Here is a 12,183-nt window from a genome sequence, read left to right on the forward strand (position 1 = left end):
CGCACATATAAAGGAACGATCAACAACCTCCCCCCCTACCCGCACACCACCCGAACCAAGAAGATCCCGTGCCACTGCCGCGTTCTTCACAAGCCCAGCCTTATTAAGGACAGCTGCAATCGGCATATCTTCAGCAGCGACCAACTCAACTTCCGGCAGATCCTCCGGCAGCTCGCCATCCTTCATACGGTTGCCCGCGCCACGATGGGCATTTGCGGCCGCCTCGTCACCATGGAAGCGCGCAACGATCTCCTCTGCCAGCTTGATCTTGATATCACGCGGGTTGGCGCCCGCTTCAACATCAGCTTTGAATGCATTGATCTCATCCATCGAGCGAAAACTAAGCAGCTCGAAGTAACGCCACATCAGCGCATCAGGAATAGAGACCAGCTTGCCATACATAACCCCTGGAGCTTCCTGAATGCCTACATAGTTACCCAAGGACTTGGACATCTTCTTAACGCCATCCAACCCCTCGAGCAGAGGCATAGTCAAAATGCACTGAGCCTCTTGACCATAACCACGCTGCAGCTCACGCCCCATCAACAGGTTGAACTTCTGATCGGTACCACCCAACTCGACATCAGCACGCAGAGCGACCGAGTCATAACCCTGCACCAGCGGATACAAGAACTCGTGAATGGCAATCGGCTGATTGGTCGAATAGCGCTTGTCGAAGTCATCCCGCTCAAGCATGCGCGCAACGGTGTACTGGGAAGTCAGACGGATGAAATCCGCCGGCCCCATCTTGTCCATCCAAGTAGAGTTGAATGCGACCTCAGTCTTAGCAGGATCAAGAATCTTGAAAACCTGGCTCTTATAGGTCTCTGCATTATCCAGAACCTGCTCGCGAGTCAGTGGCGGACGAGTAGCGCTTTTGCCACTCGGATCACCGATCATCCCGGTGAAGTCGCCAATCAGGAAGATCACCTGGTGACCAAGATCCTGGAACTGACGCAGCTTATTAATAAGCACGGTATGGCCGAGATGCAGATCCGGAGCCGTCGGATCGAAGCCAGCCTTAATACGCAGCGGCTCGCCGCGCTTGAGCTTCTCGATCAACTCGGACTCGACCAACAACTCTTCCGCACCACGTTTGATCAGCGCTAGCTGCTCTTCAACCGACTTCATAACAGACCCGCAAGGCTCAGATTCAAAAGGGAACCAACCATACAAGATCACGGACTAATTACAAGTTTTGCCCGGCGTACGGGGGCATTCACGCAGCAGAGCGTCCGCGAGCTTGCGTCACAGATGATTTGGTTATATTTTATACAGTTATTTCATCTTCATCATGTCATTCATCTTTTCCATTTCATCTTTTCAAAGTCAAATTACCTATGACCACAGAACCGCCTAAAGCGCCACCGCTTTATCCGAAGAGCCACCTGCTCGCCGCAAGTGGCATCGCAGCCCTTCTAAGCCTGGCACTACTGGTATTCCCTTCCAGTGATGTAGAAGCCAAAAAAACGACACTAAGCCTTGACCTGGAAAGTCCGGTCGAGCAGCTGACACAAGATCAAGACGCCGCCTCCGTCGAACAAGCCACAAGCGAAAGCGTCGCCTCTCCTTTCGCACAGATCGACAACACCGCCGAAGCCCCCCCGGAGACTGCTGAAGCTGCACCAACAACCGCTGTCACGGAAGAGCAAAAAGCCCCAGGCCATAGAGAAGTGATAGTGGCCAAGGGCGATACCTTGTCCACACTCTTCGAGAAGGTTGGCCTGCCAGCTACATCTGTTCACGAAGTCCTGGCAAGCGACAAGCAAGCAAAGCAGTTTTCCCAGCTAAAACACGGCCAAAAGCTTGAGTTCGAACTGACTCAAGACGGCCAACTGAGCAACCTGCACAGTAAAGTCAGTGATCTGGAAACCATCACTCTGACCAAGGGCCCCAAAGGCTTTACCTTCAACCGAGTGATCACTAAACCAGTAGTCCGCTCGGCTTATGTGCATGGCGTCATCAATAGTTCGCTTTCACAGTCCGCGGCACGTGCCGGCCTGTCTCATAGCCTGACCATGGATATGGCCAACATTTTCGGCTACGACATCGACTTCGCGCAGGATATTCGCCAGGGTGACGAGTTTGACGTCATCTACGAACAGAAAGTAGCCAACGGCAAAGTGGTCGGTACCGGCAATATCCTTTCCGCACGCTTCACCAATCGCGGCAAGACCTACACCGCCGTGCGCTACACCAACAAACAGGGTTCCAGCAGCTACTACACCGCCGACGGCAATAGCATGCGCAAAGCGTTCATCCGTACGCCAGTGGACTTTGCCCGTATCAGCTCGCGCTTCTCAATGGGCCGTAAACACCCAATTCTGAACAAGATCCGCGCTCACAAGGGCGTCGACTACGCCGCCCCACGAGGCACGCCGATCAAGGCTGCCGGTGACGGAAAGGTTCTGCTGGCAGGCCGCCGCGGTGGTTACGGCAACACCGTGATCATTCAGCACGGCAACACCTACAGGACCCTGTATGGCCACATGCAAGGCTTTGCCAAGGGCGTCAAGACCGGCGGCTCGGTGAAACAGGGTCAGGTCATTGGGTATATCGGCACCACAGGCCTCTCTACCGGCCCTCACTTGCACTACGAGTTCCAGGTCAACGGCGTCCACGTAGACCCACTGGGCCAGAAACTGCCGATGGCTGACCCTATTGCCAAGGCCGAGCGAGCTCGCTTCCTCCAACAGAGCCAGCCTCTTATGGCTCGGATGGACCAGGAAAAGGCCACCATGCTGGCCTCGAGCAAGCGCTGAGCCATGGCGTTCTACATAGGAGTAATGTCCGGAACCAGCCTCGACGGCCTGGACATTGCCCTGATCGAGCAGAGCCCGGCGATCAGATTGATCGCTACCCACTACATCCCCATGCCAGAGACCCTGCGCGCCGAACTCCTGAGTTTGTGCGCCAGCGGCCCTGACGAGATCGCCCGTTCCGCCATGGCCCAGCAACACTGGGTCAAGCTGGCTGCCCAGGGCATCCACAGCCTTCTGCAGCAACAACAACTCCAGGCTCAAGACATTCGCGCCATAGGCAGCCACGGGCAGACCGTGCGCCATGAGCCGAGCCGCGGATTTACCGTGCAGATCGGCAACCCAGCATTGCTCACAGAACTCACCGGTATCACCGTTATCAGCGACTTCCGCAGTCGCGACGTGGCTGCCGGCGGCCAAGGCGCCCCTCTGGTCCCCGCCTTCCACGAAGCTCTGTTCGAGCAGCGCTCCGGAAAGCGTGCCGTTCTGAACGTCGGTGGCTTCAGCAACCTGAGCCTGATCGAAACCGCCAAACCGGTCGCAGGCTTTGATTGCGGCCCTGGCAACGTGCTGCTCGATGCATGGATACAGACTCAACGGGCTGAAACCTTCGACCGCAACGGCCAATGGGCGGCCAGCGGCCAGCTTGACCAGGCCCTTCTGAAGACCCTGCTCAGCGATCCATTCTTCGCCACTCAAGGACCCAAGAGCACGGGGCGCGAGGTATTCAACCTCCAGTGGCTGAATCAGCATCTGGCCCAGCACCCCGCCATCCCCGCAGAAAATGTACAAGCCACCCTGCTGGAACTGACGGCACTGACCATCGTCGACTCGCTGCAGGCTGCACAAGTCGGCACTCAGGAGCTTTTGGTTTGTGGCGGCGGTGCCCATAACGGCACATTGATGCGGCGCCTCAGCGCGCTACTACCCGGGACACAGGTCAACAGCACCGCCGTTTATGGCGTGGACCCCGACTGGGTAGAAGCCATGGCCTTCGCCTGGCTGGCCCATTGCTGCCTGGAAGGCATCGCCGCCAACCGGCCCAGCGTCACAGGCGCCCGCGGCCTGCGTGTACTGGGCGCTATCTACCCGGCTTGAACGCCAGATAGCAAAACGCCGCAGAGTCGTTAGACACTGCGGCGTTTTGCTATCTGGCTTTTGCCGACTGATCAGATCGAGAACGAGGACCCGCAACCACAGGTAGTGGTGGCATTGGGGTTCTTGATCACGAACCGCGAACCTTCCAGACCTTCCTGGTAGTCCACTTCAGCACCGGCCAGGTACTGGAAACTCATCGGGTCGACCACCAGGCTTACGCCTTCGCGCTCGACGATGGTGTCGTCCTCGGCCACTTCCTCATCGAAAGTGAAACCGTACTGGAACCCCGAACAACCGCCGCCCGTAACGAATACGCGCAGCTTCAAGCGATCATTACCCTCTTCGTCGACCAGGGTCTTCACCTTGTGCGCTGCACCTTGAGTGAATTGCAAAGCCGTGGGGGTGAAGGATTCAACGCTCATGCTGACTATCTCCCGGCGTTAAGCCGCCATACTGCGTAATGACGCGCATTATCCGCTTCTCCCAGAAAAGCGGTCAACTATTGTTACGGTATATCAATAGTCGTCCAGTTGCCCGCAGAACGCAGAAAGGCCCGTCAGACGGGCCTTTCTATTCACCTCTAAACCGACCTTAAGGCAGCATGCCAGCGTGGGACAGCCCCAGGCGCTCGTCCAAGCCGAACAGAATGTTGAGGTTTTGCACCGCCTGGCCGGAAGCCCCCTTGACCAGATTGTCGATGACCGACAGCACCACCACCAGATCACCATCCTGTGGCCGGTGCACGGCAATCCGACATACGTTGGCACCACGCACACTGCGAGTCTCAGGATGACTGCCCGCCGGCATCACATCAACGAAAGGCTCGTTGGCATAACGCTTCTCAAACAGCGCTTGCAGATCAACCGAGCGGTCCACCACGGTCGCGTAGAGCGTCGAGTGAATGCCGCGAATCATTGGCGTCAGATGCGGCACAAAGGTCAGGCCGACGTCCTTGCCTGCCGCCCGACGCAGACCCTGGCGTATTTCCGGCAAGTGACGATGCCCTTTGACCGCATAGGCCTTCATGCTCTCGGAGGTTTCCGAGTACAGCGAACCGACGCTGGCACCACGGCCTGCTCCACTGACGCCGGACTTGCAATCAGCGATCAGCTGCGTAGTGTCGGCAAGACCGGCCTCCAGCAATGGCAGGAAGCCCAGCTGGGTGGCCGTTGGATAGCACCCGGGAACGGCAATCAGACGAGCCTTCTTTATTTGCTCACGGTTGACTTCCGGTAGTCCGTAGACCGCCTCATCCAGCAGCTCAGGTGCGCCGTGGGGCTGGCCGTACCATTTGGCCCACTCATCGGCATCCTGCAGACGGAAGTCCGCCGACAAATCGATGACCTTGGTCCCAGCCGCCAGCAACTCGCCGGCCAGTGCATGGGCTACACCGTGGGGCGTTGCGAAGAACACCACATCACAGGCACCCAGCGTCTTGATATCCGGCACGCTGAAAGCCAGGCCGTCATAGTGACCGCGCAGGTTCGGGTACATGTCGGCTACGGCCAGGCCCGCCTCGGATCGCGAAGTGATGACTTCCACTCGCGCCTGCGGATGCTGTGCCAACAGACGCAGCAGTTCGACACCGGTGTAACCCGTGCCGCCGACAATACCGACCTTGACCATAAACCTGCCCTCAACGAACCCACTGGAAAGCTGCCGATAATAGGGGGGGCGCGCCCCTGCGACAACCGTCAAGGTGACGTGCGGCCGCTCTACCCTCTACTATCTTCGTCACCGTGAACCTGGGAATAACTAAAAATGCTCTATCTATGGCTCAAAGCCTTTCATATCGTCAGTGTGGTCTGCTGGTTTGCCGGCCTTTTCTACCTGCCGCGCCTGTTCGTCTATCACGCTCAAAGCGAAGACAGCATCAGCCGTGAGCGCTTCTGCCTCATGGAGCGCAAGCTGTATCGCTTCATCATGGGGCCGGCAATGATCGCCGCGCTGATCTTTGGCATCTGGTTGATCAGCCTCAATCCCAGCGCCTACTTCGGCCAGGGTGGCTGGATGCACGCCAAACTGACCCTGGTGGTGATCCTGATCGGGTACCACCACATGTGCGGCGCTCAAGTGAAACGTTTTGCCCGTGGCGAAAACACCCGCAGCCATGTCTTTTATCGCTGGTTCAATGAAGTACCGGTCCTGATATTGCTGGCTATTGTAATTTTGGTCGTTGTACGGCCGTTCTAACTCTTACTAGTCGCTTCCCCTGGGGGTACTCCAATGTCACTGCCCGCTCTGCTCGAACAACGCCTGCGCCTGCCTCTGGTGGCGGCGCCAATGTTCCTGATCTCCAACCCTGAACTGGTTCTGGCCTGCTGTCGCAATGGCGTGGTAGGCAGCTTCCCCGCCCTCAACCAGCGTGAGAGCAGTGGCTTCAAGGCCTGGCTAGAGGAGATCGAAGCAGGGTTGGCCAAATTGGAGAACCCTGCCCCCTACGCGGTGAACCTGATCGTGCACAACAGCAACCCGCGTCTGCAGGCGGATTTACAGATCTGCATCGAACACCAGGTGCCGATCGTCATCACCAGCCTGGGCGCAGTCAAGGAAGTGGTAGACGCCGTACACAGCTATGGCGGGCTGGTATTCCATGACGTGACCACCCGCCGGCATGCGGAGAAAGCTGCAGAGGCCGGAGTCGACGGACTGATCGCTGTAGCGGCAGGGGCTGGCGGACATGCCGGAACCTGGAGCCCGTTCTCCCTTATTGCCGAGATTCGCCAGTTCTTCGACAAGACCCTGTTGCTGGCCGGCTGCCTGAACCGCGGTCACGAGATTCTCGCCGCACAGCTGCTTGGCGCTGACCTGGCCTATCTGGGCACCCGTTTTATCGGCACCACCGAAAGCCATGCACCGGACGCCTATAAAGAGATGCTGCTCAACTCTCACGCTGCGGATATCGTGCACACTGCCGCCGTCTCCGGGGTCCCTGCCAGCTTCATGCGCCAGAGCCTGGAAAACGCCGGTTTCGACCTGGCAGCCCTGCAAGGTAAAGGCGAAGTCAATTTCGGCTCCAAGCTCAAACCCATCAGCGACGAAGCCAAGGCCTGGAAAACCGTGTGGTCTGCCGGCCAGGGCGTCGGTGAGATCAACGACCTGCCCAGCGTCGATCAACTGATTGCCCGCCTGGACAGCGAGTATCAGGCCGCTCAGGAACGCTCGGCGCAACTCATTAAACGCTGGCCACGCTAACCAGTTCTCATTGTTTTTTGGCCAGCCGGGGGGCACTGGCCTTAAACTGTCGGCCTTTTATGTAAGCCTTCTTTTCAAGCGACAGGGATGCCCCCATGAGCGAGACCCGCTACAAGATTGTTTTCGACGGCACATTGCTGCCCGGCGTGGAAAAATCCACCGCCCAACTGAACCTGGCCGAACTGTTCAAAAGCGATGTCGCTGCCGTGGAACGCCTGTTCAGTGGCCAACAGGTGGAACTCAAGCGCGACCTGACCCAGGCCGATGCCCAGCGCTACCTGGAAGCGTTGAAGAACACCGGGATCGATGCCCGCATCGAATCCGAGCCCTCGTTGCAGCTGAACCTCGATGCAGTAACCCCCACGCCCACGGCCGCCAGCATCAGCGCTTCGCCCTATGCGCCCCCGCAAGCGGCGGTGGGAGATGCCCTCCCCCAATACGCCACACTCAATGTCTTCAGTTTCGAAGGCCGCATCGGTCGCCTGCGCTATCTGGCCTGGACCCTGGTCCTGACGGTGGCCATGCTGGCAGTGATCGGTGTGGGCGCCTTCTTCGGCATCCTGTCCGCCGCAATGTTCAACTCCACACTGCTCACTGTCCTGGGGATTACTGGTGGGGTAGTGGTCTTCATCGGCTTCATCGTCGTCAGCATCCAGATCAGCGTGCAGCGCCTGCACGACCTCGGCTGGTCGGGCTGGCTGTGGCTGCTGAACTTCGTCCCTATCGTCGGCAGCGTGTTCCCGCTGGTGCTGATGGTCAGCCCGGGCAGCAACGTGGCCAACCGCTACGGCGCGCCACCTCCGCCCAACACCACCGCCGTCAAGGTCCTGTCCTGGATGTGGGTAGTCTTGATCGCCGTCCTGATCGTGGGTGTGGTGGCCGGTGGCCTGAGTTCCCTGGAAGACAGCTACAGCGAAACCAGCTACAGCGAAACCATCGATTCCAGCAGCGCCGATGAAGATGCTGAACCAGCGGACATCGCCGCCCCTGTAGAATCCGAGCAAGAATAAACGCGCCCCAGCCTGCGACCCTTCCTGTCGCAGGCCGCTGGCCGTTGCGATGGAGAAATGCATGACCCGTTACGCTCTGATCACCGGTGCTTCCAGCGGCATAGGCCTGGCCCTTGCCGAAGCACTGGCCCGGCGTGGCCGCAACCTGATTCTCGTGGCCCGCCAGCGTGATCAGCTGGAATGCATCGCCCTGGAGCTGACCCAACGCTTCGGCGTCGAAGTATTGTTCCGGGCCTGCGATCTGGGAGAGCCTCTGCGACTGTCCGGCTTCCTGCTGGAACTGGAGGAAGGCGACCGCCAGATCGACCTGCTGGTCAATTGTGCCGGGATCGGTACCAGCGGCCCTTTCCTGGCCCAGGACTGGATGACCGAACAAGACCTGATCGAGGTCAACATCCTCGCGCTGACCCGCCTTTGCCACGCCTTGGGCAACAGCATGGCCCTGCTGGGTGGAGGACAGATACTCAACGTCGCCTCGGTAGCGGCCTTCTATCCCGGCCCCTGGATGAGTACCTACTACGCCAGCAAGGCCTATGTTCTGCACTTTTCCGAAGGGCTGCGCGAAGAGCTGAAAAAATGCGCGGTCAAGGTCTCGGTGCTGTGCCCCGGCCCCACCCGCACCGCATTCTTCCGCACCGCCCAGATGGACACCCAGAAGCTCAACGACAGCAAGTTGCTCATGAGCCCCGAAGAAGTCGCGTTGTACGCAGTCCGGGCCCTGGAAAAGAACCGTGCCATCATCATCCCCGGCCGCTTGAACCGCTGGATGGCCTTCAGCAGCCGCCTGGGCTCTCGCTGGCTGACCCGCAAGATCGTCGGTTACTTCAATCGGGCCTATTGCCCACGTTAGATGTTCGGACTGGGCGCACATTGTGAGCCTGAGTACACTCACCCCGGACCAACCCAATGGAGAAACAGCTGTGGATACTCTGTTCACCAAGATCATCAACAGAGAAATACCCGCGAAGATCATCTACGAGGACGACCAGGTTCTGGCCTTCCACGATATTGCTCCGCAAGCACCGGTGCACTTCCTGGTCATACCGAAGAAGCCCATTCGCACCCTCAACGACCTCACCGAGGACGACAAAACCCTGGCCGGACACATCCTGTTCACCGCCCAGCGCCTGGCCAAGGAACAAGGTTGCGAGGACGGCTTCCGGGTGGTGATGAACTGCAATGAGCTGGGCGGTCAGACCGTCTACCACATTCATATGCACGTGCTGGGTCAGCGTCAGATGAACTGGCCTCCGGGCTGATTGCCCGCCAACACTCGTGTAGCGCGCACCCTCGCCCACTCCCAGGCGAGGGTGCGCTGATCCAGCGCAGTTTTCACCCTGTCGATTGGAGTAAACTGGCCGCCGTGATTCTTCCCGGAGATAAGCATGACTACCCAACGTCACTACTCGCCGATTGACCGTCTGCTGCTGCAAGCTGATATGGCCATGCGTACGCTGCTGCCTTTCAGCGGCCAACCTTATCGCCCGTCACCGGCCATAGTGCAGCCGGAAGCGCAGATGAGTGACGAGGATACCCGGCACGTCGCCGGCCTGATGCGTATCAATCACACCGGGGAAGTCTGCGCCCAGGCGCTCTACCAGGGCCAGGCCCTGACCGCCAAACTGCCCCAGGTACGCCAGGCCATGGAGCATGCCGCCGAAGAGGAAATCGACCACCTGGCCTGGTGCGAACAGCGCATCCGCCAACTGGGCAGCCACCCGAGTGTTCTCAACCCGCTGTTCTATGGCCTGTCATTCGGCATCGGCGCCGCCGCCGGCCTGATCAGCGACAAAGTCAGCCTGGGGTTCGTCGCCGCCACCGAAGACCAGGTCTGCAAGCACCTGAACGAACACCTGGAACAACTACCGGCAGAAGACGAAAAGTCCCGGGCCATCCTGGAGCAGATGCGTATCGACGAAGAGCACCACGCAGAAACCGCTCTCGAAGCGGGCGGCTTCCGCTTCCCGGCACCGGTGAAGTTCGGCATGAGCCTGTTGGCCAAGGTCATGACCAAGAGCACCTATCGGATCTGATCCCGGCCAGTACCGAACACAAAAAAGGGCGCTCTTGAGGCGCCCTTTTCCTTTACCGACGAACTGCGTCCCGGCTCAACCCAACTCGACGATTTCGTAATCGTGGGTAATGGCCACGCCAGCAGCCCCGAGCATGATCGAAGCCGAGCAATACTTCTCGGCGGACAGTTCGATGGCCCGCTTGACCTGAGCCTCCTTCAGCCCACGCCCCTTGACCACGAAATGCATGTGAATCTTGGTGAAGACCTTCGGGTCCTCGGTTGCACGCTCGGCTTCAAGAAAGGCCTCACAGCTTTCAACCGCCTGACGCGACTTCTTGAGGATGCTGACCACGTCGAAATTGCTGCAACCGCCCACACCGAGCAGGAGCATCTCCATGGGGCGAACACCCAGGTTGCGTCCACCGGCTTCTGGCGGACCGTCCATCACCACAACGTGGCCACTGCCCGACTCACCGAGGAACATGGCTTCGCCAGCCCATTGGATGCGTGCCTTCATCGCCAAGACTCCACTGTAAAAAAAGGGTCGCCAGCTTAGCACAGGGTTTTGCACGGGCTGCGCTTTGCATGTTCACAGCAGATTACCGATCTTAACTAAGAAAAATCTTAAATCCGTCAAGGATGTGTCTGTTAAGCTGACGCCAAATGACTGGCGCTTAGCCAGCGTTCAACGTCCTCGTTTTACGCCCATAAAAATCACCTCATACCGTGCAGTCTTCTCGGGATACAACCATGGTTGCTATTGCCCCCACCCCCAGGATCAAAAATCTCGACAAGTTGCTGATGCACTGTCAACGCCGCCGGTATCAGGCCAAGAGCAACATCATCTGCGCCGGTGATGTGTCCGACAGCCTGTATTTCATCATCAAGGGCTCGGTGACCATCCTCATCGAGGATGACGATGGCCGGGAGATGATCATCGCCTACCTCAACGCCGGGGATTTCTTCGGTGAACTGGGGCTTTTCGAAGAGGCCGGGCACGAACAGCAGCGCAGCGCCTGGGTACGGGCCAAAGTGGAATGCGAAGTCGCCGAGATCAGCTACGCGAAGTTTCGCGAACTGTCGCAGAACGACCCGGACATTCTCTACGTCCTCAGCGGGCAGATTGCCCAGCGCCTGCGCAATACCACGCGCAAGGTCGGCGACCTGGCGTTCTTCGACGTGACCGGACGGGTTGCCCGCTGCCTGCTGGAGCTGTGCAAGCAACCGGATGCCATGACCCACCCCGACGGCATGCAGATCAAGATCACCCGTCAGGAGATCGGCCGGATAGTCGGCTGCTCCCGAGAAATGGTCGGCCGCGTCCTCAAGGACCTTGAGGAGCGCAACCTGGTTCACGTCAAAGGCAAGACCATGGTGGTGTTCGGCACCCGCTAACCCGGCAGAAAGCTCTTGAGCATCTGCCGGTACAGGCTGTCCAGCCGGGCCACGGCATTCTCTGCGGTAAACGCCTCATGCAGGGCGATATGGCTTTCAGCCCGGCAACGCTGCTCCAGGCCGCAAGCCTGATTGAAGGTATTGACCGCCCCCACCATGGAGTCGCGCTCGTTATCCAGCAGCAGGGCACCGTGCACCAGCCCCACCGGGCGCTGTCCGCCTTTGCTCTGACGCCAGCGCTGGGCCGTACCGACCATCTTGCGCCCCTCCAGATTGACGTTGAAACGGCCATCGCAAAAGGCGCCGTCCACCTCCCCCAACGACGGATGGCCTCCCAGCTCACTGAGCAGATCGCAAATCGGCTGGCACAGACGCCGATAGGCCGTTTCGATCCGCCCCTGATCCCCCTCGCTGCGCGGTGGCGCATAGACCAGCGCGATATTCACCGTAGCTGCCGATTGCGGCACCGGCTCACCGCCAGTTTCCCGCAGCAGCACCGGCCAGCCGTTGGCCGCCGACGCCTGGCAGGCCTGCTCGAACCCCGGCAGGCGACTCAAGCGCCGGGGCATCACCAGCGCCCGATCGCTGGGCTGCCAGAACAGCAGCCCAAACTCCTGCTCGCCAGCACACACCAGCGCCAGCAGATCCTGCTCGGCCTGCAGGCCAGCTTCGACAGTCAAGGCAAGGGGTTGGGTCATGACAGTGGAAATCC

General features: G+C 59.2%; 14 protein-coding genes (1 of these 14 running past the window's edge). 9 read left to right on the forward strand and 5 right to left on the reverse strand.

What is annotated here, in order from left to right; translation table 11 throughout:
- On the reverse strand, window positions 1–1,131 hold the 5' portion of the coding sequence (gene tyrS / locus LOY69_RS27185; protein WP_102861892.1) for a tyrosine--tRNA ligase. 69 nt of this gene lie to the left of the window's left edge; 1,131 of the gene's 1,200 nt are visible here — the first part of the coding sequence; the start codon lies at window positions 1,129–1,131; the stop codon falls past the left edge of the window.
- A 209-nt stretch (window positions 1,132–1,340) separates the two neighbouring features.
- Between tyrS and LOY69_RS27190 the strand changes: the two genes are divergently transcribed.
- Together LOY69_RS27190 and LOY69_RS27195 are read left to right on the forward strand one after the other, a co-directional pair.
- Window positions 1,341–2,762: a peptidoglycan DD-metalloendopeptidase family protein gene (locus LOY69_RS27190; RefSeq protein ID WP_265073844.1), complete on the forward strand. Its 1,422-nt coding sequence runs from the start codon at window positions 1,341–1,343 to the stop codon at window positions 2,760–2,762.
- 3 nt (window positions 2,763–2,765) lie between these two features.
- Window positions 2,766–3,857, forward strand: a complete 1,092-nt coding sequence (locus LOY69_RS27195; RefSeq protein ID WP_265073845.1) for an anhydro-N-acetylmuramic acid kinase — start codon at window positions 2,766–2,768, stop codon at window positions 3,855–3,857.
- A gap of 71 nt (window positions 3,858–3,928) precedes the next feature.
- On the opposite strand, the gene erpA is transcribed toward LOY69_RS27195, so the two are convergent.
- Together erpA and argC are read right to left on the reverse strand one after the other, a co-directional pair.
- Complete coding sequence (erpA, locus tag LOY69_RS27200; RefSeq protein WP_011063789.1) at window positions 3,929–4,279, reverse strand: iron-sulfur cluster insertion protein ErpA; 351 nt, start codon at window positions 4,277–4,279, stop codon at window positions 3,929–3,931.
- A gap of 169 nt (window positions 4,280–4,448) precedes the next feature.
- Entirely contained in the window at window positions 4,449–5,483 is a 1,035-nt protein-coding gene (argC, locus tag LOY69_RS27205) for an N-acetyl-gamma-glutamyl-phosphate reductase (protein WP_102881023.1), read from the reverse strand.
- 135 nt (window positions 5,484–5,618) lie between these two features.
- Between argC and hemJ the strand changes: the two genes are divergently transcribed.
- From hemJ to coq7, 6 genes are all read left to right on the forward strand, one after another.
- Window positions 5,619–6,050, forward strand: coding sequence for a protoporphyrinogen oxidase HemJ (gene hemJ, locus LOY69_RS27210; protein ID WP_011063791.1), 432 nt, complete (start codon window positions 5,619–5,621; stop codon window positions 6,048–6,050).
- 33 nt (window positions 6,051–6,083) lie between these two features.
- Window positions 6,084–7,052: an NAD(P)H-dependent flavin oxidoreductase gene (locus LOY69_RS27215; protein WP_265073846.1), complete on the forward strand. Its 969-nt coding sequence runs from the start codon at window positions 6,084–6,086 to the stop codon at window positions 7,050–7,052.
- 95 nt (window positions 7,053–7,147) lie between these two features.
- Window positions 7,148–8,062, forward strand: a complete 915-nt coding sequence (locus tag LOY69_RS27220) for a DUF805 domain-containing protein (RefSeq protein ID WP_110594502.1) — start codon at window positions 7,148–7,150, stop codon at window positions 8,060–8,062.
- A gap of 61 nt (window positions 8,063–8,123) precedes the next feature.
- Window positions 8,124–8,912, forward strand: coding sequence for an SDR family NAD(P)-dependent oxidoreductase (locus LOY69_RS27225; RefSeq protein WP_102881027.1), 789 nt, complete (start codon window positions 8,124–8,126; stop codon window positions 8,910–8,912).
- Between the two features lie 70 nt (window positions 8,913–8,982).
- Window positions 8,983–9,321: a histidine triad nucleotide-binding protein gene (locus LOY69_RS27230; protein WP_011063795.1), complete on the forward strand. Its 339-nt coding sequence runs from the start codon at window positions 8,983–8,985 to the stop codon at window positions 9,319–9,321.
- Between the two features lie 126 nt (window positions 9,322–9,447).
- Window positions 9,448–10,095 carry a 2-polyprenyl-3-methyl-6-methoxy-1,4-benzoquinone monooxygenase gene (coq7, locus tag LOY69_RS27235; RefSeq protein WP_011063796.1) on the forward strand — a complete coding sequence of 216 codons (648 nt, stop codon included), beginning with the start codon at window positions 9,448–9,450 and terminating at the stop codon, window positions 10,093–10,095.
- A gap of 75 nt (window positions 10,096–10,170) precedes the next feature.
- On the opposite strand, the gene LOY69_RS27240 is transcribed toward coq7, so the two are convergent.
- Window positions 10,171–10,593 (reverse strand): OsmC family protein, encoded by a 423-nt coding sequence (locus LOY69_RS27240; protein WP_020295492.1) that lies wholly within the window; start codon window positions 10,591–10,593, stop codon window positions 10,171–10,173.
- Between the two features lie 233 nt (window positions 10,594–10,826).
- Between LOY69_RS27240 and crp the strand changes: the two genes are divergently transcribed.
- Window positions 10,827–11,471, forward strand: a complete 645-nt coding sequence (gene crp, locus LOY69_RS27245) for a cAMP-activated global transcriptional regulator CRP (RefSeq protein ID WP_213665119.1) — start codon at window positions 10,827–10,829, stop codon at window positions 11,469–11,471.
- Here the strand turns inward: crp and LOY69_RS27250 are convergent.
- A complete protein-coding gene (locus LOY69_RS27250) occupies window positions 11,468–12,169 on the reverse strand; it encodes a biotin/lipoate A/B protein ligase family protein (protein WP_123389766.1) in 702 nt (233 codons plus the stop codon). The two genes, crp and LOY69_RS27250, sit on opposite strands and share 4 nt — an antisense overlap.
- Window positions 12,170–12,183 lie beyond the last annotated feature (14 nt).

It is taken from the genome of Pseudomonas sp. B21-059, from assembly GCF_026016285.1.
GTDB lineage: Bacteria > Pseudomonadota > Gammaproteobacteria > Pseudomonadales > Pseudomonadaceae > Aquipseudomonas > Aquipseudomonas danubii.